Source organism: Microbaculum marinum (assembly GCF_037855135.1).
Taxonomy (GTDB): Bacteria; Pseudomonadota; Alphaproteobacteria; order Rhizobiales; family Tepidamorphaceae; genus Microbaculum; species Microbaculum marinum.
Genome location: NZ_JAZHOF010000003.1, coordinates 242568 through 263961 on the forward strand (window position 1 = coordinate 242568; position 21394 = coordinate 263961).

Genomic DNA, 21394 nt, shown 5'->3' on the forward strand with positions numbered 1-21394 from the left:
GCCAGAACTCCGTCCCCACAGCGACGACAATCCATCTCGCCGTCTAGGAGAAGAGTCTTTCAAGTTTGCTTCGCGCATCGCGGGAATTGTTTCAATTATTTCAAGTTGCAATTTTGTCCTATCGCTCATGACGCGCGAATTTCGCCAATCCGGTAGACATCCATTTGGCCCTTGCCCTTCAGGGCAACGCCGTCCATGCGCTCTGCGGTGGCGCGGGCAGCGACCCTGCTCCAGGCGTCCGGACACAGGAAAACCGCGGATTCCGAGCCCAGTCCGGACAGCCGAGCGGCGACGTTCACGGTGTCGCCCCAGGCATCGAAACTGAACTTGCTGCGGCCGACGACTCCGCCGATCACCGATCCGAAACTGATCCCGATGCGCATCCGCCAACCGGCGGGGTTTTCAACAGCCGCGGCGATCATCGCCTGGCCGGCCCGCACCGCCGCCATCACCGGATCGCGGTGGCGCTGCGACAGGTTGCCGGTGGCGACGACGCCGTCGCCGATGGTCTTGATCTTCTCCAGGCCCTCCTGGGCAAGCGCCCATTCGCAGGCGACGATCAGCCGGTCCAGATTGGCGACGACCTCCTCGGCGGGATGGGTCTCGGTGTAGCGCGTGAAATCGACGATGTCGGCGAACAGCACGGCGACGTTCTCGTAGCGCCGCGGCGCGATCGCCCCGGTCATCTTCAGTTCGCGCAACGCCGCGGTCGGCAGGACGACGTCGAGCAGCGCGTCGGCGCGGGCCCGCTCGCGCTCGATCTCGGCGAGCTGCCGCTCCATGCGGGCCAGATACATGGCTTCCTGGTCGCGCCAGCGCTTCTTCTGCATGCTCGAGGAAATCCGCGCCTTCAGCAGGACGGGATCGAACGGCTTGGGCAGGTAGTCGTCGGCGCCGAGCTCGATGCAGCGGACCACGTTGACGAGGTCCGACAGCGCCGAGATCATCACGACCGGCAGCATCCGGCGGGTCGGATCGGCACGCAGCGACCGCAGCACCTCGAACCCGTCCATCCCTGGCATCATGACGTCGAGCAGCACGACGTCGATGTCGGAGCGACCGAGTTCGGCGAGCGCCTCCTCGCCGTTCGCCACGGCAATGCCGCGGCAACCGATGAACTCCAGCTCATCGAGCAGCAGCGAGCGGTTGTCCTCGTCGTCATCGACGACCAGGACACGCGGCTCGTCTTCATCGTCAATCCGCAGCGCGTGCATGAGTGGTCTCCAGGGACACATCCGAAGCCGGAAAGCGGGTCGGCCCGGGCTAAAACCGGGCGCGATGCCGCGGCGGCACCCCTCTGCCCGTCGGGAATGTCAGAACAATGTTCGGAATGTTTCCGTCACGTTTCAGCCGGAAGATCCGCGCGCAAGCCATGGTCAGGGGCGAGCGGATGTGTGGTACATGCAGCCGCATGCACGCGCGCCGCTACTCGCTCCTCGTCCTCGGCACCGTGACCGCCCTGGTCATGGCGGTCGGGTCGTTCAACCTGTCGGTCGATCCCTACCTGCTGTGGCGCAGCGGCGGCCACGTCGGCTACGCCGGCGACGAACTCGGCAGGCTGACCAAGGCGCACTGGATCGAGGGGTTCGGCGCCGACCTGGTGATCCTGGGCAACTCGCACGCCGCCGGCGGCTTCTCGGAGGAGTCGTTCCGCAGCCACGGCCTCGCCGAGCGGCCGTTCAACGGCGCCTTTCCGGCCGCCCAGATCTACGAGATGCGGCGATATTTCCAGCACTACGCCGAACAGTCCGACCTGCACACCGCGCTGCTGGTGGTCGATATCCTGAATTTCATGAACTACATCCCCGTCGGCGAGGCCTTCGACGAGGACCGGCTGTCGGTCTCCGCCGACGGCGCGGCCAACCCGCGCTGGTGGCTGGACGACGTGGTCTACACGAACTTCACCGGCGCCGGACTGCAGGCGAGCATGGAAGCGCTGATCAGGCGGCGGCGCCCGGACGGACGGGACAACGGCTTCCGACCCTGCACGCCGCAGCCGACGAAGACCGACCCGTCGCGGGCGCTGACGCTGATGGGGGCAAGCTACGTCCGGTTCCTGGACCAGGCGTTCCTCGACGAAGGCACCAACTTCGACTGGCGCGGCGAACTGAAGGCGATATTCGCCGAGGCGGAGCGGCGAGACATCAAACTGTATGTCGTCATCCCGCCCGCCCACGTCACCTACTACATGGAACTGGAGGCGGCGGGTTACTGGCCGGCCTACCTGGACATGGTGCGCGACATCGCAACACTGGCCGACGGCGCGGGCGGCGACATCGAGGTCTTCGACTTCACCGGGTTCACGCGGCTGCAGACCGAGCCGGTGGAGGCCGAGCGCGGCCTGATCTTCTGGCGCGACACCAACCACTTCAGCTGCCGCACGGGCGAACTGATGGTGGCGCGGCTGTCCGGCGACCCCGTCAGCGTCAGGGATTTCGGCGAGAAGCTGACGGCGGACAACGTCGCGGCCTACCTGGCGCGCCTGGAGGCGGACAAGCAGGCCTGGAAACGCGACGGCGGCGAATACTGCCGCTACCTCAAGATGATGCCGGAGGGATTCCCGACGGATGACGGCGCCTGCTGAGCGCGGCTCGTCATCGAGCAAAAAATACTCCCGTTCGGGACGTTCCCCTGCCCACTCCCCGCTCATACCCGCGACAGCAGGCATACAGGACGGCGGCTGCGCCGGATTCTTGCGCTGGGTCCCTACTTTCGTGGGGACGAGCGGCGTAAAGGGCGCGCCGGGCGCGTCAGCTCGACATCGTGGTTCAGCGTCCCCGGAACGCCGGCTTGCGCTTCTCGTGGAACGCCTCGACGCCCTCACGGAAATCGTCCGACATCCGCAGCCGCGAGTAGCAGTGGCCTTCCAGCTCTATGGCCGTGGTGAGCAGCGCGTCCTCGGTATCGTTGAGCAGCTTCTTGGCGGTGCGCTGGGCAAGCGGCGCAAAGCCGACCAGTTCCTCGACAAGCGCCTGCGTGGCGGCCTCGAGTTCGGCATCGGCCACGATCTCCGTGGCGATCCCCCAGTCGTACGCCTGCCGTGCCGGTATCCGCCGCGAGCGCATGACGATGTCCTTGGTGCGCGTGATGCCGACGATCTTCTGCAGGCGCGCCGAACCGCCGGACCCGGGTATCTGGCCGAGCCGCTGTTCGGGCAACGCGTATTCCGTCGTCTCCGAGGCGATGCGGAAATCACAGGCCAGCGAGATCTCGAAGCCGACGCCGAAGCAGTAACCCCGGTTGGCGGCGATCACCGGCTTCGAGCAGCGTGCCGGCGCCGCGATGTTCCAGGCGAGCCTCGACACCGTTTCGGGCGACGATTCCAGAAACCCCTTGATGTAACCGCCGGAAGAGAAGTGCTCCCCCTCGCCGCGCAGCACGATCACCCGCACGCCGTCGTGCTCGTCGAGCGCCTCGAAGGCGGCGCGGAGCTGGTCGCGCTGCGGCATGGTGACGACGTTGAAGGGCGGCCGGTCGAGCACGACGTCGGCGCGCTGCCTGTCGGCATCGACCTCGACCCGGAAGCCGTCGAGGCCGGCAAGGCGGGGATCGGTTTCGGTCATTCGGTACTTCCTTTCTTTCCTTGCGAAGTCTTCCTTGCGCAGCCGGGGCCGGCAGATCTTCGGCTCCTAGCCCCCGGCAGGCGGGGCCGTCTCGGACGTGTACTCGCCCGCCACCAGCAGGCGCCGCAGCAGCTTGCCGACCGGCGACTTGGGGATGGCGTCGACGAAGACGTAGGCGCGCGGGCGCTTGTAGTTGGCAAGACCTGAGTCGCGGCAGAACGCGTCGAGCGTCTCGTGATCTACGGCGACGCCGCGCTTGACGAAGGCCGTCACCACCTTGCCCCAGCGCTCGTCCGGCAGGCCGACCACGGCCACCTCGAGCACGGCGGGGTGCAGCGACAGGCAGCTCTCGATCTCGACGGGGGAGACGTTCTCGCCGCCGGTGATGATCATGTCGTCGACGCGGCCGGTGACGAACAGGTCGCCGTCGGCGTCGAAGAAGCCGGTGTCGCCGGTGAAGTACCAGCCGCCGCGCAGCGCCCTGGCGTCGGCGTCGGGCCGCTTCCAGTAGCCCTCGAAAGCCTCGTCGCCGCGCATGAGGGCGATGATCTCGCCTTCCTCGCCGGTGGCCGCCAGGTCGTTAGGGCCTGCCGCGCCGAGCCTGACGACGCGGATGATCTGGTTCAGGCCGGCGCGGCCGGCCGAGCCGGGCTTGGCCGGCGCGTCGTCCTCGATGGTGAAGGTGTAGATCTCCGAGGAGCCGTAGTGGTTGACGAACAGCTCCGGCCGGAAGGCTTCGGCGAGCTTCCTCAGGAGCCCGTCGGTCATCGAGGCGCCGGCGAAGCCGAGCTTGCGCACCGAGGAGGTGTCGGTCACCTCGAAGGCGGGGTGATGGACGACGTCGTGGTAGAGCGTCGGCACCAGGTAGAGGTTTGTCACCTTCTCGCGCGCTATCAGCGCCAGCGCCCTTTCGACGTCGAAGCGCGGCAGACAGACGAAAGCGCCGCCGATCAGCGACATCGCCAGCAGCGAGCGCACCCCCATCGTGTGGTAGAGCGGCATGACGCCGAGCGTCACCTCGCCGTGGGCGTAGCGGTTCTGGGCGACATGGGCGAGCGCGGCGGCCCGCTCGGCCCGGTGGCGGCGCGGCACGCCCTTCGGCTTGGAGGTGGTGCCGGAGGTGTAGAGCATCAGCGACCACGCTTCGGCGTCGGCGCGCGGCACGGCGTCGGGCGCCGCCGAGTCGATCATTCCGGCGAACACCTCGCCGTCGACCGCGATCCGGGGCAGGCTTGCGGCGAGCGCCGCGTCGGCCACCGCATCCGCTGTAGCCGCCTCGCAGAACACCGCCTTCGCCTCGGCGTTCTCGATGACGTAGTCCACCTCGTCGCCCTTGGCGCGCCAGTTGAGCGGCGTGACGACCAGCCCGGCGAACTGGCAGGCCCAGTGCAGGGTGGCGTTCTCGAAGCGGTTCTGCAGGAGCGTGAGGACATGGTCGCCGGGGGCGAGGCCGAGCTGCTCGAGCCCGGTGGCGAGGCCGGAGATCTTCGCGTACCACTGCGCATAGGTGAGCCGGAGGTCGCCGTCGACGATGGCGATGCGGCCGGGATCGCGGGCGACGCTGGCGAGGAAACTGGTGCCGAGGTCAAACATCGTTCGGAGCCTCTCCTGGGCGCGCTATCGCCGCGTCGATCGACCGGCACAGCATGTGGTCCCGAACTCGCGCCGGCTTTTCCGCAAGTGCAGGTGCGATGGAAGGAGTTGCGCCTTCGGCGTGTCGTGACGCTGGGTCCCGGCTCGCCCGCCGCTCGCCTGCGCTCGCTATGGGCGTCCGGGACGTGCGGCTGCGGGGGAGGCACTCCCTCTCCCGCGTCATCCCGGCCGCATCGTGCGCCAGCGGGCGCTGTGCCGGGAGCGCCAGAGGCGCAGACGGTCCGGCCATGGGCGCCCGGGGCGTGCGGCTGCGGGGGAGGCACACCCTCTCCCGCGTCATCCCGGCCGGAGCGAGCGTCAGCGAGGGAAGAGCCGGGATCGCCGGGAGCGCAGGCCTTGCGGCTCCGGGCGACCGGGACGTGCGGCGGCTGCGGGGGACGCACACCCTCTCCCACGTCATCCCGGCCGCAGTGAGCCCCAGCGAGCGCAGAGCCGGGATCGGAGAGCCAGCGCGCTCTCTGTGGCTCTCCGATCCCGGAGTGCCGCGTTGCGGCTTCCGGGGTGACGACGGATGGGGTGGTCGCGACCGGTCAACTCTCACGAGCCCCTCCCCTCGCTTTCTCGAACGCCGCCACCGCCGCCCTCACGATCGACGCGTAGCCGGTGCAGCGGCACAGGTGGCCGGACAGGCAGTCGCGTATCTCCGCCTCCGAGGCGTCGGGGCGGACCCGCATCAGTGCGTCGAGCGACATCAGGATGCCGGGCGTGCAGAAGCCGCACTGCAGGCCGTGATGGGCGCGGAAGCTGTCCTGCAGCGGGTCCAGCGATCCGTCCGGGCCGGCGAGCGCCTCGACCGTGCGGATGTCGCAGCCGTCGGCCTGGACGGCGAGCGTCAGGCAGCTGCGCGCCGGGGCGCCGTCGATCTGTACGGTGCAGGCGCCGCAGACGCCGTGCTCGCAGCCGACATGGGTGCCGGTGAGGCCGACGACCTGGCGCAGGAAGTCCGACAGCAGCATGCGCGGCTCGGCGGCCCCCGATACATCGGTGCCGTTCAGCGTGAAGGTGACGGCGTGACGACCGGCGGCGCTCAGTCGCGGCATCGTGCGGCCTCCTCGAGCACCTGCCGGCCGATCGCGCGCACCAGATCGCGGCGGTAGCGGGCAGTCGCGTGGACGTCATCGCGAGCGTCGAGGTCCCAGGCGAACTCGTTCAGCGCGTCGTCTAGGCCCGCCTCGTCCGGCATCGGCATGGCGCGCACCACCGGCCGGTCGGCGACGCCGCCGACGGCGAGCCGGGCCACCGTGCCGTCGACGACGGCGGCGCAGGCGACGATGGCGAAGTCGCCGTGCCGGCGGGCAACCTCGCGGAAGGCGTGGCCGGTGCCGGGCCGGGCGGCCGGAAAGCTCACCGCCTCGATCATCTCGTCGTCGGCCATGTCGGTCGCCATCATGCCGGCGAAGAAGTCGCCGGCGGCGACGCGGCGCCTTGCCCGTTGCGAACGCAGGTGCACCGCGCCGCCAAGCGCGACGAGCGCCAGCGGCAGTTCGGCGCTCGGGTCGGCGTGGGCGATCGAGCCGCAGACCGTGCCGCGGCTGCGCGTCTGGACGTGACCGAGCAGCGGCAGCATGGCGGCGACCAGCGGCAGCGTGTCGGCGAGCCGCGGCCAGGCCTCCAGTTCGGCCTGGCGGACGCCGGCGCCGATCACGATCTCGCCGCCGCGCTCCTCGATGCGGCGGAGGTTGGCAAGGCGCATGATGTCGACCAGCACGCCGGGCCGCGCCAGCCGCATGTTGAGCATCGGCAGCAGCGACTGGCCGCCGGCGACGATGCGGGCGTCCGCCCCTGCCCCGGCAAGCGCCTCCAGCGCCTCCTCGAGGCTGCCGGCGCGGACGTAGTCGAACGGCGCGGGCTTCATCCGCGCCTCCCGAGCATCCGGCGAAGGCGCGCCCACAGGCCTGCCGCACGCGCTTCCTGGCGGTCCGCACCGGCATGGCGGGCGAGGCTTGCGAAGAACTGGCCGATGACAACGCGGGCGGCGCCGTCGAGCAGCCGGCCGCCGACCGAGGCGACCTTGCCGCCGATTGCCGCCTCGTAGCGGTAGGCGACGAGCGTGCCGCCGTCGTCCGTCTGCGTCAGGGTCACCCTGCCCTCGCCGCGGCCGGTGCCGAGCCCGCCCTCGGCGCTGCCCGACAGCGTCAGGGCGTTCGGCGCGTCGAGGTCGGACAGGGCGATCTCCGCGCGGTAGCGGCCCCTGACCGGACCGACGCCGAGCGTCACCTCGGCGCGGAAGCGGGTCGGGCTGACCTGCTCGATCGAATGGGCGCCGGGCACCACCGCGCGCAGGGTCTGCGGGTCGAGCAGCATGTCCCAGACCGCCTGCCGCGGCGCCGACACCCGCGCCTCGTCTTCCCCGTGCAGCGCCCGCTCGCCGGAGGCCGCCGCGAACGACGCCTGCTTCGGCCTCTTCGGCGGCGGCTCCTCGCCGGCGAGCCGGCCGGCGAGCTTCGCCGGCGTCAGCGGCAGGACGAGGTCGTCGACCCCGGTCGCGTCGGCAACCGCGTTGGCGATGCAGACCGGCGTCGACATGCAGTTGCCCTCGCCGACGCCCTTGGCGCCGAGCGGGGTGAAGGGCGAGACCGACTGGTGGTGCAGGACGACCGGCTCGGGCACCTCCATCGCGGTCGGCACCAGGTAGTCGGCGAAGGTGCCGGACAGGAAGCTGCCATCCGGCCCGTAGACGTATTCCTCGTAGAGGGCGGCGCCGAGCGCATGGGCGAAGCCGCCGGCGACCTGGCCGGCGACCATGCCGGGATGCAGGATCGTCCCGCAATCGTGCATGGTGACGTATCTGTCGATGCGGACCGCGCCGGTCAGCCTGTCGACCTCGACGCCGCAGAAATCGAAGATGAAGCCGTGGCAGAGCGAGGAGTTGACCGCGTCCGCCTCGTCCGGCGCAGTGAGTTGCTCCGGCGTCCACCAGACCGTCTCGCTGATCGGGTCGCCGGCACCCTCCGGGACGGTGCCCGGCGCCCAGTGGCCGGTCGCGGCGAGCCGGTTGAAGGGCACCGAGTTGTCGGGGTTGTCGCGGGCGGCGACCCTGCCGCCTGCGAAGACGACGTCGTCGGCCGATACGTTGAGCTGGCCGGCCGCGATGCGCGCCAGCGTGTCGCGCAGCTTCGTCGCCGCCAGATGGGTGGTGCCGGCGACCGCCGGGGCGAAGCGGCTCGCGTAGTTGCCCGAGGCGATCGACCAGTCGTCGCGCGCGGTGTCGACGTCGGCGGTGACGCGGACGTTGCCCGGCTCAAGGCCGAACACGTCGGCGACGACCTGGGCGAGCACGGTGCGGTGGCCCTGGCCCTGCGGCACCGAGGCGACCTTCACCGACACCGCGCCGAGCGGATCGAGGCTGACGGTCGCGACCGACTGGGCGCCGTTCTTCGGCCCGGCCCGGCGCCGCTCCTCCGGCGTCAGCACGGCGGTGATGTAGCCCATGTTGGAGACGCTCGGCTCGACGCAGGCGGCATAGCCGATGCCGTAGAGGCGGCCCTCGGCGCGGGCGGCGTCGCGGCGCTTCAGGAGGTCGGCAAGGCCGCCCTCCTCCACCGCCGCGCCGAGGGCTGCGCCATAGTCGCCCGAATCGAGCAGCGCGCCGCTTGCCGTGCGGTAGGGCATCGCGTCGGCGGGGACGAGGTTGCGGCGGATGACCTCGAGGGGATCGAGGGACAGCCGCCCGGCGACCTCGTGGACGAGGCGCTCCAGCGCGAAATAGACCTGCGGGCCGCCGAAGCCGCGGTTGAGGCCGGTCGGCGTCTTGTTGGTCAGGACGACGCGGTTGCGGATCGACAGGTTCCGGATGTCGTAGGCGCCGGTCATGTTGCCGTGCATCCGGTAGAGCGTCGCCGGCTCCGGGGCGCGCAGGTGGGCGCCACAATCCTCGACCTGGTCCCAGGACAGCGCGGTGATGCGCCCGTCCGCCTCGACGGCGGCTTCGAGCCGGGTCGCCCGGTTGGTGGCCGAGACGGAGGCGGTCAGGTGCTCGAGCCGGTCCTCGATCCACTTCACGGGCCGGCCCGTCGCCCGCGCCGCCGCCCCCATCAGCACCATGTAGGGGAAGACGCCCTGCTTGACGCCGAACGAGCCGCCGGAGTCGCGGGGCGTGCGCAGCCGCAGCCGGTTGCCGGGCACCTTCAGCGCCAGCGCGGTGACCGCATGGATCGAGAACGGGCCCTGGAAGTTCGCCAGGATGTCGTAGGCGCCCTCGCCGGGATCGTATTCGGCGACGACGCCGTAGGTCTCGATCGGAGTGCAGGAGTTGCGCGGATAAGCGACGTCGACTCCGATCCGGTGCGGCGCAGCGGCGAAGGCGCCGTCCGGATCGCCGTAGCAGAACGACCGCTCGGAGATGACGTTGCCGCCGAGCCCCTCGTGCAGCACCGGCGCATCGGCCGCAAGCGCCTTCAGCGGATCGACGACGGCGGCAAGCGGCGCGTAGGAGACCTCGATCAGGTCGACGGCGTCCTCGGCGAGGTAGCGGTCCTCGGCCAGTACCACGGCGACCGGCTCGCCGGCGTAGCGGACTTTGCCGACGGCGATCGGCCAGCACTCGACCGGCGCCTTGACGCCGACCACCATCGAGCGGGTCAGCGCCTGGATGTCGGCCCCGGTCAGCACGGTGGCGACACCCGTCGCGGCGCGCGCCCTTTCGGTGTCGATCGCCTCGATCAACGCGTGCGGGTGCGGCGATCGCAGGAGCGCGGCGTGCAGCGTGCGCGGCGGCGTGCCGAGATCGTCGATGAAGCGGCCGCGACCGCTCAGCAGCGCGGCGTCCTCGACACGCGGCACGGAGCGGCCGACCCACCTGTCCGTCACAGTTTCCAAACGCAGCGTCTCTCCCCATCGCCGTGACCGCCCCCGGCGGGCCGTTTCCGGCACTCGGGGCCGAGCTTATCCGCTACAGGCGCGGCAAGGCGAGGTCGACGGATGTCCGGGCTTGTCCACGAGTCTCAATTTTCCGCGGCGTTCCCGGGCGACTCAGGCCGGAACGGGCCGGTCGCGGGCCCGGTCGAAAACGCAAAGGCGAACGGTGCGACCCCATCGCAGAATCGCGGGTTGCGGGGACACGACGGTGCGGCTATATAGCGGCCCACCAGCGGCCGGAGTGTAGCGCAGCCTGGTAGCGCACCTCGTTCGGGACGAGGGGGTCGCAGGTTCAAATCCTGCCACTCCGACCAATTATTTCAATATGTTGCACACAATGGCGTCGTCGCTTCGGCGAGGCCGCCGCCGGCGCCCACGCAGGGATTGCGGACCGTCGGATCGACCTGGCGGGGAAATGCTCCGCTCTGCGGGTTGGCGTTTGCGGTCCGGCCGCAAACACCGCATGCGCAGTCACGTGCAGTGTGCGGACGTTTGTGCGATAATCGCGCGAACAGCGATCGACTTGACCGGCTGCGCTTGCGACCGCAACGGGGCGGACCGGGAGCGCCGAGCAGATGACCCTGGATCTATCCACCCTGACAGCAGCTGGCGCTCTGGTCGCGCTCGTGACCGGGCTTCTGCTCGCCCTGGCATGGCTCCAGTTCAGGGGCGGCCGCGCGGCGCTCCTTCTCGGAGCGTCCCACCTGCTCACGGCCGGGGCGGTGCTTCTGCTGGCGTTCGGGGCACAGCAGCCATTCCTGACGTTCCTGGCGCAGCCGGCGTTCGTGCTCGCGGCTTTCCTGGCACTGTCCGCGGTGATGGCCTTCGAGCATCGGGAGAGCCGGCTTGCCGTATCGCTTTGCGCGGCCTCCGGCGTTGCCGTGTTGTTCGCCTTGCGGGCCGGCGGAGCAGAGCTCGCGCTCATTCGGGTCATCCAGCTCGCTATCGTGGCCGGAGCCTTCTTCGCTGCCGCGGGGTACATGTGGCGCGGGCGGGGCGAATACCTGATCGCGCGTATTCCCATGACAGCCGTTCTGCTGCTCCACGCGTTGATGATCACCGTGGGGCTTACGGAGGATCTGCTGGACGCCGCGCTGCCTTCCGGTATCCCCTCGTTCTCGAAATGGTATGGGCTGATCTACATCGAATCCATGATCTACCTCATCGGATCGGCGCTGTTCATGGTCGCCCTGCTCAAGGAACGGGGCGAGGCACGGCACCGCCTCGAGGCGATGACGGACCCGCTTACCGGTTTGCCGAACCGACGTGCGTTCCTTGCCTCGTGCACCAGAACACTCGCGCATCAAACGCGCGATTCCCTGCCCTGCAGCCTGATTGCCATCGATCTGGACCGGTTCAAGGCGGTCAACGACACGTTCGGCCACGGCGTCGGCGATGCGGTCTTGCAGGTGTTCGCAGACGCGGCCCAGCAAACGCTGAGACCTCTCGACATCATCGGCCGGATCGGCGGGGAGGAATTCGCGGTGCTGCTTCCCGGCACCCACGGCCGGCAGGCGCTGGTTATCGCCGAAAGGATACGGAGCGAATTCTCCAGCTCGGCTCGCCGCGTGAACGGTTTCGAGGTCAAGGCCACCCTGAGTGCGGGCGTTGCCGTCGTCGTCAGGAGGAGGCCGCTGGCAGAGGCGATGGAGATGGCAGACGCCGCTCTCTATCGAGCCAAGCTGAACGGCCGCGATTGCGTGGTCCTGGACGACACCGAACAGCGGCCCCAGCTCCTGGGCGCGGCCTCATAGCAACCAGCGGACCGGCGTCGCCGATACCGCACGAGGCACCCCGATCGGGGCCTCGTCTCCCGATCGCGGCTGCCGAACCTGTCCTCTTCGCGTTTTCCCCACCGAGCCCCGGGCTCCCGCTCGTCCATGACTGCGCCCCCTTCTTCAGAGGAAGCCGAGAAATCGCGCGTCACGAGGAACAGCGAGGCCGTCGCTGCGTTGAATCCACTCGATTACGTCCGCTCCATTGGACGGCTACTAGAGAAGGATACACCATGGCCAAGGAAAAGACGCTGGAAGACCTCTTCCACGACACACTCAAGGACATCTACTACGCGGAACGCAAGATCCTGAAGGCGCTCCCGAAGATGAAGCGCGCCGCCCAGTCGGACAAGCTCAAGGCTGCGTTCGACAAGCATGCGCAGGAAACCGAAGGTCACGTCGAACGGTTGCAGCAGGTGTTCGAGACCATGGGCAAGCGCGCCCAGGGCAAGACCTGCGACGCGATCGAAGGCATCATCTCCGAAGGCGAGGAGATAATGGACGAGTTCAAGGGTACCGCCGCCCTCGACGCCGGCCTGATCTCGGCTGCCCAAGCAGTCGAGCACTACGAGATCACCCGCTACGGAACCTTGAAGCGCTGGGCGAAGGAACTCGGGATGACCGAGGCTGCCGACCTGCTCGACGCAACCCTGCAGGAAGAGTCGAAGACCGACAGCGACCTCACCAAGCTCGCCGATGCTTCGGCGAACGAGCGGGCAAAGGCGAAAAAGGCCGCCTGATTGCGGTCAATCCGGGAAGCGATTCCCGGATCGTCTCTTTCTCGAATATCTGGCCGAAACCCGCGCCCGCCATGCGCCGTCTAGAACGCCGTGGCGGGAAGCGGGGCTCGCGACCAACGTCCGCATCGCAATGCAAACAGGAGAGTCCGAGATGACCAGTGTCGACGAGACATTGATGGATTGGCTGCGTGATGCCCATGCCGCCGAGCAGCAGGCCGAGACGATGTTGAAGGGAATGACCAGCCGGCTCGAACACTATCCGGACCTGAGGGCACGGATCGAGCAGCACATCGGGGAAACGCAGAATCAGGCCGACCGCATACGCGGATGCATCGAGAAACGCGGCGGATCCACTTCGACGGTGAAGGACGCCGGCGGCAAGCTGCTGGCGATGGGCCAGGCGCTGAGCGGCCTCTTCGTCAGCGACGAGGTGATGAAGGGCGCCATTGCCGGCTACGCCTTCGAGAACATGGAGATCGCCTCCTACGAAATCCTGATCGCGGCGGCCGAAGAAGCCGGGGACCATGATACCAAGCAGGTCTGCGAGGAGATCCTCGAAGAAGAGCGGGCGATGGCAGACTGGCTCGAGGACCACCTGCCGGACCTGACCAGCCAGTATCTGCTCCGGGAGCAGTCGCCGGAGGTCGCAGCGAAACGTTGACAGGTGCTGCCGCCTTGAAGATGCCCTACGCCACTCGGATCTCGTTCGGGCGGCGTAGTGAACATCTCCCAATCACGGGGCGCGGTTTGACCTGCGGGTTGGGCAAACGCCGATCTAGTCCTGCTTCGTGCGCACGGGGATGACGCTGATACTCCCGCTCGCTTCTAGAACCGCGAAATCTATTTCATCCAGGCGTCGGAGACCGTGCTTCTCCCGCGCCACGTTCATGACATCGGTCAGGCTGACGCGAGCCCGCTTGAATGCACGGGGATCGGGCGAACCCTCGCAGATCAGGACCGTCGGGCTCCCGTCCAGGAACGTGGCGGCCGCGACCGAATACTGCTTGACGTAGGAGAGAAGGATATCGGTCACGAACAGGGTGAGGATGAGAACGGCGCTGTTGGTGATGGAGAAGTCGTCTCCGAGAAGCGCCTGCTGCGTCGTCTCCGCGATGATGAGCAGCAGCACGAAGTCGAATGCGGTCATTTCGCCGATCGAGCGGCGGCCGGACAGACGCGTCACCACCAGAAGGACCGCATAAACCGCTAGACCGCGAATGACGGCGTCCATGTTACCTCCTAGGGAAGAATAGTCGCTCCCGCGCGGCCTGAAATTCCGTCCACGGCGATGTCGAAACTGGCCGTGCCGGGGCGGGTGGGACGAAGCCCGAAGGCGATGAAGTGCGCCCCGGGACCCTCGGCAGCGAACTCGAACTCAATCGCGCCGTCCGCCACCGAACTGCGCCTCGGCTCGGGCACGATCTGCTCGATGGCGAAATGCTCCGCAAAGGAATTGCTGACACGCAGCACATGCCGCTTTTCGGTTCCCGGGATCGTCAGCGTCATCGTCTCCGCCGTCTGCCAACGGCTGATCCGCGGCAGGTCGACCTGCGCGTCACCGAGTTCCAGGACCTGTCGCGACAGATAGCCCCCGGCGCCCGTGAGACCGGCGACAGCGGCGAGCACGGCCAGCAGAAACAGGATCCAGGACACCCTCTCGACGCGCCAGAACACCTTCTGCAGCCGCGGACGCTCGTCGATCTGGAGGCCGTCGGGCCGGATCGGCGGCGTCGCCAGTTCGTCGCGAGCGTTGAAGAAGAACATGCCTCTGAACGTCGGCAGGGGTTGGATGGTTCCCCGCGCGTAGAGGGTCGGCGTGCGTCCGGATCGGAGGGAATCGAGGCATTTGGGGGTGGAGGCGACGGGGTCGACGGTACCTCCCGTCTTGTCCGCCGGCGTCCTACGGTCGATCAGGCGCAGCCGGGGATTGCCGCCGGCGGCCGGCCGCAAAACCCGGCCGTCGGTGGCTGATGCCGGCTACTCCGCCGGCCGCGTGGGCAGGTCCACCTTCTCGCGGAGCGTCCCGAACACCAGGGTCACGGACGCCTTCGACACGTCGTTCCGGTCGATGCGCGCCATCACGGTCCTGCGAAGCTCCCGCGCGGCGCCCGCCACTGAAGGGGACTTACCTGCGCTTGGCGTTGACCCTGAACTTGACGCTGCAGTCGGGCAGGTAGCTGAAGCCCTGAATGTCGCCCCTGAGTTTCACCCGCTTGCTCTTCGGCTTGACCTTGGACGGCGCGTGCTGGGTAAAGCGGACTTCCGGCTGATATCCGTAGTCGCTGTAGTTGGTGCTGAAGCCCTGGCCGATGACCGGGACGAAACTGTCGCCGATATCGCCGTCCATCTTGATGAAGCCGGTTGCCCAGTAGCTGAAGTGGAATGCGAATCGGGTTGCCGGCCCGTTGTCCCCGACATTCGGCGGCCGATAGCGAAAATTCGCCTTCTCCGTGCTCTTGTATCCATCTTCCAGGCACGCCTGGGAAAACTTGTACAGCTTGGCGACGCCGCGATACTCCACCGTTTCCGCACTGGCCATCGACGCCGATGCCGCAATCATCGCCAGGCCACCAATCGCTGCCGAAAGCCCGAAGCGGGCGCTCCCGATAAAATTCATTTTTGGTCTCCTTGGGAATTTTGAGTGGGAAATCGCGAACGTGCCTGTGGAAGGGCTCGTCCGGTCACTCCGACCCGACTATGCCCCCTGCCATTCTGCCGTTCAAGCTGACCCCTATCTGCTCGAGAGCAGCCCAATGCTCTCAAGGCACCGTGCGCCGCGCGCGCGTACGGCATCGGCGCTGCCGTGCCCAGCCTCAAAGGGGGATGAAGCGATAGCCGTTCCCGGATGTCGCGACGCGGCCGACGCCGGGGAAATCCAGGTGCGCGCCGGCGACAAAGGTTCCGTTCTCCGTTGCGCGCCGGAGAAGGGTCTCGCGCGAGGCGCGGGCCTGTGCCTGATCGGCATCCAGTTCCCAGGTGAGTTCCGGCTGCGCGAACTGGATAGAGGGGACATGGACGATGTCGCCCCAGACCAGCAGCGTTTCGCCGGCGTCGCTGACCTCGAAGGCCGAGTGCCCGACCTCGTGGCCGTGCGCAGCGATCGCCGTAACGTTGTCGCTCAGGGCAAAGCCGCCGTCGAAGCCTTCGGCGCGCTCCCGGAACCGCGCCAGCCGCTCCTTTCGGTGAAACAGCGGCAGTTCGTTCAAAGGCACATAAAGGTGCTCGAGGTTGGGGAACATGTCGGTCCCCTCGGCAGCCACGAGCCCGCTCACGTGGTCGAGATGCGTGTGCGTGAAGGCGACGGTGTCGATGTCCGCGGGCGCGACACCCGCTTCGGCAAGCGCTGCAGGAAGCCTGCCCATGGACGGGTCCCAGGCGTTCGCGGCACCGGTATCGATCAGGATGTGGCGGCCATTTCCGGCGATCAGGAAGGCATTGACGGAAAGCCGCAACTGTCCCTCGACCAGAGCGGCCTTCACCGGCTCCGGGAGGTCCGGCCCGAACGGCCGGTCATCGTCCCGGCGAAGCCGGCTCGGGGCCATGTCGACATATCCGTCGCGGAGCGCCACGACGGTGAGCCGGCCAAGCCGGTAGGCGGCGAAGTCGGACCCGTTCCGCAGGAGTTTCATTCAACGCCCCATATCGGCTTCAACATTGCACCTAATATCATAGGACGCGGTCGCTCCAAGTCGATCGGATATCGTCTCTCGGGGCGATGGCTCCTATCACTTCCCGGTCACCGGAGCCCCCGGTATCATTTTCCTGAGAGGAATAAAAATTTATCTTCATTGACCACCCGACCGCATTGATCTACGTCTGGGCGAAAGTGCGCCAAGGGAGATCACCATGTGTGGAATCGTCGGACTGTTTCTGAAGGATCCTGCGTTGCAGCCGGAGCTCGGCGCCATGACGACGGCGATGCTCGCGACGATGTGCGACCGCGGTCCCGACAGCGCCGGCTTCGCCGTCTACGGCGCCGGGTCGCCGGGCCATGTCAAGCTTACCCTGCGCGGCACCTCGGGCACGGATTTTCATGCGCTCGCCGGTCGGCTGGGCGCCGTGGCGACAGGCGACGTCAGGGTCGAGGTGCGCGACACGCACGCCGTGCTGAGCGTCCCGGAAGGTGATCTCGATGCGGTTCGCACCGCGTTGGCGCAGACCCACCCCGAGGTCCACGTCGTCTCCTATGGAAAGCGGGTGGAGATCTACAAGGAGGTCGGCCGGCCGGACCGCGTCGCGGAGCGGTTCGGGCTTTCCTCCATGTCAGGCACCCACGCCATCGGCCACACCCGCATGGCGACGGAATCGGCGGTCACCACCGACGGCGCCCATCCCTTCTCGACCGGCGCCGACCAGTGCCTCGTGCACAACGGCTCGCTGTCGAACCACAACCTGCTGCGCCGGTCGCTGCAGCGGGAGGGGATCGCGTTCGAGACGGAGAACGACACCGAGGTCGCCGCCGGCTACCTGACCCTGCGGCTGCGCAAGGGCGCGCGGCTCGGCGAGGCGCTGGAGGGCGCGCTCGCCGACCTCGACGGGTTCTATACCTTCGTGGTCGGCACCGAAGGCGGCTTCGGCGTGCTGCGCGACCCGATCGCCTGCAAGCCCGCCGTCATGGCGGAGACGGACAGCTACGTGGCGTTCGGCTCCGAGTTCCGCGTCCTGGCGACCCTCCCCGGCATCGCGGCGGCGCGCGTCTGGGAGCCCGAGCCCGCCCGTCCGTATTTCTGGGAGCATGCCTGATGCCGACCGTCGATCTCGCCAGCGCCACCATCCGCGACCTCAACCAGGCGCTGCACGATCTGGCCGGCGACACCAACGAGACCGCCTGGACGGTTCTCAATCCGCGCGGCGGCCACGCCATCGCCGCGGGTCTCGAGGTGCCCGTCACCGTCTCGATCGAAGGCCATGTCGGCTACTACTGCGCCGGCATGAACAAGACCGCGACAGTCGTGGTCAACGGCAATGCCGGCGTGGGTCTTGCCGAGAACATGATGTCCGGCGAGGTCCGCGTCACCGGCGACGCCAGCCAGGCGGCCGGCGCGACCGGCCACGGCGGCCTGCTCGTCATCGAGGGCAACGCGGCGGCGCGCTGCGGCATCTCGATGAAGGGCATCGACATCGTGGTAAAGGGGTCGGTCGGCCACATGTCGGCGTTCATGGCCCAGGCGGGATCTCTGGTCGTGCTCGGCGACGCCGGCGAATCGCTCGGCGATTCGATCTACGAGGCCCGGCTCTACGTGCGCGGGACACCGAAGAGCCTCGGCGCCGACTGCGTCGAGAAAAAGATGACCGACCACCACAAGGCCAAGCTGCGGGCCCGGCTGGATGCAGCCGGCATCGGCGGCGAGGTCGACGTCTCGGACTTCCGCCGCTACGGCTCGGCCCGCACGCTCTACAATTTCCACGTCGACAACGTGGATGCCTATTGAGGATCCGATGGACACAGGCCCAGACAACATCCGCACCGTGCCGCGCAAGTCGGCGAGCTTCGACGACTACGCGATCTCGGAGATCCGCCGGGCGGCGGCGACCGGGCTCTACGACATCCGAGGCGGCGGCGCCAAGCGGAAGGTCCCGAGCTTCGACGACCTGCTGTTCCTGGGCGCGTCGGTGAGCCGGTATCCGCTCGAGGGCTACCGAGAGCGCTGCGGCACCGACGTGGTGCTCGGCTCGCGCTTCGCCAAGAAGCCGATCGAGCTGAAGATCCCGATCACCATCGCCGGAATGAGCTTCGGCTCGCTGTCGGCGCAGGCCAAGGAGGCGCTCGGACGCGGCGCCTCGACGGCGGGCACTTCGACGACGACCGGCGACGGCGGCATGACGCCGGAGGAGCGCGGGCATTCCGACATCCTGGTCTACCAGCTGCTGCCCTCGCGCTACGGCATGAACCCGGACGACCTGCGCAAGGCCGACGCCATCGAGATCGTCGTCGGCCAGGGCGCCAAGCCCGGCGGCGGCGGCATGCTGCTCGGCCAGAAGATCTCCGAGCGCGTCGCCGAGATGCGCACCCTGCCGCAGGGCATCGACCAGCGCTCGGCCTGCCGGCACCCCGACTGGACCGGGCCGGACGACATGGAGATCAAGATCCAGGAGCTGCGCGAGATCACCGACTGGCAGAAGCCGATCTACGTGAAGGTCGGTGCCTCGCGGCCCTATTACGATACGGCGCTGGCCGTGAAGTCCGGCGCCGACGTGGTGGTGCTCGACGGCATGCAGGGAGGCACCGCGGCAACCCAGGAGGTTTTCATCGAGAACGTCGGCATCCCGACCCTTGCCGCGATCCCGCCAGCCGTGAAGGCGCTGCAGGATCTCGGCCTGCACCGCAAGGTGCAGCTGATCGTCTCCGGCGGCATCCGCACCGGCGCCGACGTCGCCAAGGCGCTGGCGCTCGGCGCCGACGCGGTGTCGATCGGCACCTCCGCGCTGATCGCACTCGGCGACAACTCGCCTGAGCTGGAGGAGGAGTACCGCAAGCTCGGCACCACGGCCGGCGCCTACGACGACTGGCACGAGGGCCGCGATCCGGCCGGCATCACCACGCAGGACCCGGAGCTCGCCAGGCGCCTCGATCCGGTTCGGGCGGGACGCAGGCTTGCCAACTACCTGGCCGTGCTGACGCTCGAATGCCAGACGATCGCGCGCGCCTGCGGCAAGAGCCACGTCCACAACCTGGAGCCGGAAGACCTCTGCGCCCTGACGGTGGAGGCGGCCGCCATGGCCCGTCTCCCGCTGGCGGGAACCGACTGGATACCGGGCGTGACGCGGTACTGACCGCAAGGCGGCCGACGAGGCCCCGACGCGCGGGCATTGGCGGCGTTCACACCATCGTAATGACTGCCGGCCGATATTGGCGTTGCGGCAGCCGCATGTCGGCCTGATTGGCTGCGTGCGCCGCTGCGCGGACGGCACCGCCATGCGGGGTCCGGCCGCGCAGCCGCCACGGCAATTTCACTTGATCCGGTCGGGACCGGTTGTTATAGCGAGGCTCAATAGCCGGCTGCTTTTTCCAGTGTGCAGCGCGCCAATGCCTCCCCAATACTATTTGAGACGGCAGTGACCCAGAGTACCGACAAGCTTATTATTTGGCAGTATTGGGAGAATGCCGAGAACCGGACGATGCCGCCCTACTTGCGGATCTGTTCGGAAATATTGCGCCACAATTGCCCCTCCTGCGAAATCCGTCTGGTCACGCCCGAAACGCTCGACCAATACGTTCCGGACGCTCCGGCGCTCGACTATATCCGCTTGCGCGATCCCTCGCGCACGCCCATCGCGCTGAAGGCGGACTACCTGCGCGTGCGGCTGCTGCACGAGTACGGCGGACTGTGGGTCGACGTCGATTGCATCGCGCTCAAGGACCTCGGGCCGATCATCCAGCCGCTGATCTCGCAGCACGACTTCGTGGCGCTGCGCAAGGATCGCGGCGACCGCTCCTTCATCGCCAACAATTTCATGGCGAGCCGGCCCGGCGGCAGGGTCATCGGTGAGTATCTGGAGACGATCGAGGCCCATCTGGCCGAGAAGAGCAGGACCGACGAGATCTTCGACTGGACCGAGATCGGCGCGCAGATGCTGACGCCGATCGTCGACAGCCATGCCGACGAGGTGCATTTCCTGCCCGAGGAGGATCTGCATCCGATCGACTTCACCGAAGCGGAGCTGTTCGAGTCGACCAACCTGCGCAACGACCACCTGGACCGCATCGGGCCGCACTGCATGACGGTGATGCTGTATCACAGCCTCTTCTCGCAGCGAATCAAGTCGCTGCCGGAGAAGTTCGTGCTGCAGAGCCCGACGTTCCTTGGCGAACTGCTGCGGATGAACCTGGTCGACCACCCGGAGTTCGCGCCGCGCTTCATGGCGCCGAACGGCGACAGGTCGGCCGAGGCGCGGGATTTCACCCTCTCGGACATCGTCATCATATTCACGACCGTCGCCCGGCCCGACAGCTGCGAGGCATTCCTTGCTTCGATCCGGGAAAAGTGGGGGCCGGAGATCCGGATATGCTTTGCCGTCCAGGGAGAGGAAGAGCCGGACTGCAGGTACCGGAAGATGGCGCAGACCCACGACGCGCGGGTCATCTACGTCGACGCGGATGCCGGCCTCTCGCGCAGCCGCAACATTCTGGTTGCCGAGACCGAGGAACCGGTGATCTTTCTGTGTGACGACGATTTTCTGGCCACCGACTTCACCAGACTGGACGTGGCGCTGGGCATCTTCAACGACAACCCCGACATCTCCATCCTCGGCGGAATGTTCTACAATTTCTACTATTCCGACGAAGGAGAGGTGCTGTCAGAGAACTACACCGCATTCAATCACGTGTTCGCGGACTTTCCCGCGCTGGGCCCGGCGACCACGGTTCTGATGCCGCTCGAGTACCTCAATTCCGACCGACAATTCGTCAGCCCCAAGTACTATTTCCAGTACACCGACACGGTGAACAACTTCTGCCTGATCGACCGGTCCGTGTTCGCGGTCGCCGGCATACGGTGGGACGACGACATCAAGATCATGGGCGAGCACGAAGACTTCTACATGTCGATCCGGGCCGGCGACAACGGCATCAAAGTCGCCTATACCAATGCGATCTGCATCGACCACCACCGCAAGAGCACTCCGGAATTCCTGCCGCACCGGCAGCGGACCGAGGGCCAGGTCAAGTTCATGCGGAACTGGGATCTCGAAAGGCTAATCGTACCCGGCAAGCGCGCAGACGCGATAGACTTCGACGGGAACCTGGACAGGCAGACCTTTCCACGCTGGCGGCCGCGACTGTCGCGCTGAGAGCATACTGATTTCG

General features: G+C 67.7%; 18 protein-coding genes and 1 tRNA gene. 9 read left to right on the forward strand and 10 right to left on the reverse strand.

Annotated elements, in window-relative coordinates:
* Positions 1-125: 125 nt before the first annotated feature.
* On the reverse strand, positions 126-1214 hold the full coding sequence (locus tag V3328_RS08245) for an adenylate/guanylate cyclase domain-containing protein (RefSeq protein ID WP_340329161.1): 1089 nt from the start codon (positions 1212-1214) through the stop codon (positions 126-128).
* Positions 1215-1390: 176 nt separating this feature from the next.
* Here V3328_RS08245 and V3328_RS08250 point away from each other — a divergent pair, with 176 nt between their 5' ends.
* Complete coding sequence (locus V3328_RS08250) at positions 1391-2584, forward strand: hypothetical protein (protein WP_340329162.1); 1194 nt, start codon at positions 1391-1393, stop codon at positions 2582-2584.
* 184 nt (positions 2585-2768) lie between these two features.
* Here V3328_RS08250 and V3328_RS08255 read toward each other — a convergent pair whose 3' ends face one another.
* From V3328_RS08255 to V3328_RS08275, 5 genes are all read right to left on the reverse strand, one after another.
* Positions 2769-3563 (reverse strand): enoyl-CoA hydratase/isomerase family protein, encoded by a 795-nt coding sequence (locus tag V3328_RS08255; RefSeq protein WP_340329163.1) that lies wholly within the window; start codon positions 3561-3563, stop codon positions 2769-2771.
* A gap of 66 nt (positions 3564-3629) precedes the next feature.
* Entirely contained in the window at positions 3630-5156 is a 1527-nt protein-coding gene (locus V3328_RS08260; RefSeq protein WP_340329164.1) for an AMP-binding protein, read from the reverse strand.
* A gap of 590 nt (positions 5157-5746) precedes the next feature.
* Positions 5747-6256: a (2Fe-2S)-binding protein gene (locus V3328_RS08265; RefSeq protein WP_340329165.1), complete on the reverse strand. Its 510-nt coding sequence runs from the start codon at positions 6254-6256 to the stop codon at positions 5747-5749.
* Entirely contained in the window at positions 6244-7071 is an 828-nt protein-coding gene (locus V3328_RS08270) for an FAD binding domain-containing protein (RefSeq protein WP_340329166.1), read from the reverse strand. Before V3328_RS08270 ends, V3328_RS08265 begins: the two co-directional genes overlap by 13 nt.
* Positions 7068-10034, reverse strand: a complete 2967-nt coding sequence (locus V3328_RS08275; RefSeq protein ID WP_340329167.1) for a xanthine dehydrogenase family protein molybdopterin-binding subunit — start codon at positions 10032-10034, stop codon at positions 7068-7070. The genes V3328_RS08270 and V3328_RS08275 overlap by 4 nt, the downstream gene beginning before the upstream one ends.
* 276 nt (positions 10035-10310) lie before the next feature.
* Here V3328_RS08275 and V3328_RS08280 point away from each other — a divergent pair.
* From V3328_RS08280 to V3328_RS08295, 4 genes are all read left to right on the forward strand, one after another.
* Positions 10311-10387: transfer RNA gene (locus V3328_RS08280), tRNA-Pro, on the forward strand.
* A gap of 261 nt (positions 10388-10648) precedes the next feature.
* Positions 10649-11827, forward strand: coding sequence for a GGDEF domain-containing protein (locus V3328_RS08285; protein WP_340329168.1), 1179 nt, complete (start codon positions 10649-10651; stop codon positions 11825-11827).
* Positions 11828-12081: 254 nt separating this feature from the next.
* Positions 12082-12588 (forward strand): YciE/YciF ferroxidase family protein, encoded by a 507-nt coding sequence (locus tag V3328_RS08290; RefSeq protein ID WP_340329169.1) that lies wholly within the window; start codon positions 12082-12084, stop codon positions 12586-12588.
* A 151-nt stretch (positions 12589-12739) separates the two neighbouring features.
* Entirely contained in the window at positions 12740-13249 is a 510-nt protein-coding gene (locus V3328_RS08295; protein ID WP_340329170.1) for a ferritin-like domain-containing protein, read from the forward strand.
* Between the two features lie 114 nt (positions 13250-13363).
* Here the strand turns inward: V3328_RS08295 and V3328_RS08300 are convergent, their stop codons facing one another.
* From V3328_RS08300 to V3328_RS08315, 4 genes are all read right to left on the reverse strand, one after another.
* Positions 13364-13819, reverse strand: coding sequence for a DUF421 domain-containing protein (locus tag V3328_RS08300; RefSeq protein ID WP_340329171.1), 456 nt, complete (start codon positions 13817-13819; stop codon positions 13364-13366).
* 8 nt (positions 13820-13827) lie between these two features.
* A complete protein-coding gene (locus V3328_RS08305; RefSeq protein WP_340329172.1) occupies positions 13828-14352 on the reverse strand; it encodes a hypothetical protein in 525 nt (174 codons plus the stop codon).
* Between the two features lie 361 nt (positions 14353-14713).
* Complete coding sequence (locus V3328_RS08310) at positions 14714-15205, reverse strand: hypothetical protein (protein WP_340329173.1); 492 nt, start codon at positions 15203-15205, stop codon at positions 14714-14716.
* Between the two features lie 196 nt (positions 15206-15401).
* Entirely contained in the window at positions 15402-16217 is an 816-nt protein-coding gene (locus V3328_RS08315; protein ID WP_340329174.1) for an MBL fold metallo-hydrolase, read from the reverse strand.
* Positions 16218-16434: 217 nt separating this feature from the next.
* Here V3328_RS08315 and V3328_RS08320 point away from each other — a divergent pair, with 217 nt between their 5' ends.
* The 4 genes from V3328_RS08320 to V3328_RS08335 all read left to right on the forward strand — a co-directional run bounded on the left by V3328_RS08320 (position 16435) and on the right by V3328_RS08335 (position 21378).
* Positions 16435-17331 carry a class II glutamine amidotransferase gene (locus V3328_RS08320; protein WP_340329175.1) on the forward strand — a complete coding sequence of 299 codons (897 nt, stop codon included), beginning with the start codon at positions 16435-16437 and terminating at the stop codon, positions 17329-17331.
* The gene (locus tag V3328_RS08325) at positions 17331-18020 is read left to right on the forward strand and encodes a protein glxC (protein ID WP_340329176.1); all 690 of its coding nucleotides are present in this window, start codon (positions 17331-17333) and stop codon (positions 18018-18020) included. Before V3328_RS08320 ends, V3328_RS08325 begins: the two co-directional genes overlap by 1 nt.
* Positions 18021-18027: 7 nt before the next feature.
* Positions 18028-19362 (forward strand): FMN-binding glutamate synthase family protein, encoded by a 1335-nt coding sequence (locus V3328_RS08330; RefSeq protein WP_340329177.1) that lies wholly within the window; start codon positions 18028-18030, stop codon positions 19360-19362.
* A 282-nt stretch (positions 19363-19644) separates the two neighbouring features.
* Positions 19645-21378: a capsular polysaccharide synthesis protein gene (locus V3328_RS08335; RefSeq protein ID WP_340329178.1), complete on the forward strand. Its 1734-nt coding sequence runs from the start codon at positions 19645-19647 to the stop codon at positions 21376-21378.
* Positions 21379-21394: the final 16 nt, after the last annotated feature.

Excerpts from the sequence above, each read along its gene's own strand:
- V3328_RS08285 (WP_340329168.1), top strand. The coding sequence starts at position 10,649 with ATGACCCTGGATCTATCCACCCTGACAGCAGCTGGCGCTCTGGTCGCG.
- V3328_RS08260 (WP_340329164.1), bottom strand. The coding sequence starts at position 5,156 with ATGTTTGACCTCGGCACCAGTTTCCTCGCCAGCGTCGCCCGCGATCCC.
- V3328_RS08330 (WP_340329177.1), top strand. The coding sequence starts at position 18,028 with ATGGACACAGGCCCAGACAACATCCGCACCGTGCCGCGCAAGTCGGCG.
- V3328_RS08290 (WP_340329169.1), top strand. The coding sequence starts at position 12,082 with ATGGCCAAGGAAAAGACGCTGGAAGACCTCTTCCACGACACACTCAAG.
- V3328_RS08255 (WP_340329163.1), bottom strand. The coding sequence starts at position 3,563 with ATGACCGAAACCGATCCCCGCCTTGCCGGCCTCGACGGCTTCCGGGTC.
- V3328_RS08295 (WP_340329170.1), top strand. The coding sequence starts at position 12,740 with ATGACCAGTGTCGACGAGACATTGATGGATTGGCTGCGTGATGCCCAT.
- V3328_RS08270 (WP_340329166.1), bottom strand. The coding sequence starts at position 7,071 with ATGAAGCCCGCGCCGTTCGACTACGTCCGCGCCGGCAGCCTCGAGGAG.
- V3328_RS08265 (WP_340329165.1), bottom strand. The coding sequence starts at position 6,256 with ATGCCGCGACTGAGCGCCGCCGGTCGTCACGCCGTCACCTTCACGCTG.
- V3328_RS08310 (WP_340329173.1), bottom strand. The coding sequence starts at position 15,205 with ATGAATTTTATCGGGAGCGCCCGCTTCGGGCTTTCGGCAGCGATTGGT.
- V3328_RS08325 (WP_340329176.1), top strand. The coding sequence starts at position 17,331 with ATGCCGACCGTCGATCTCGCCAGCGCCACCATCCGCGACCTCAACCAG.
- V3328_RS08320 (WP_340329175.1), top strand. The coding sequence starts at position 16,435 with ATGTGTGGAATCGTCGGACTGTTTCTGAAGGATCCTGCGTTGCAGCCG.
- V3328_RS08305 (WP_340329172.1), bottom strand. The coding sequence starts at position 14,352 with ATGTTCTTCTTCAACGCTCGCGACGAACTGGCGACGCCGCCGATCCGG.
- V3328_RS08245 (WP_340329161.1), bottom strand. The coding sequence starts at position 1,214 with ATGCACGCGCTGCGGATTGACGATGAAGACGAGCCGCGTGTCCTGGTC.
- V3328_RS08250 (WP_340329162.1), top strand. The coding sequence starts at position 1,391 with ATGTGTGGTACATGCAGCCGCATGCACGCGCGCCGCTACTCGCTCCTC.
- V3328_RS08315 (WP_340329174.1), bottom strand. The coding sequence starts at position 16,217 with ATGAAACTCCTGCGGAACGGGTCCGACTTCGCCGCCTACCGGCTTGGC.
- V3328_RS08300 (WP_340329171.1), bottom strand. The coding sequence starts at position 13,819 with ATGGACGCCGTCATTCGCGGTCTAGCGGTTTATGCGGTCCTTCTGGTG.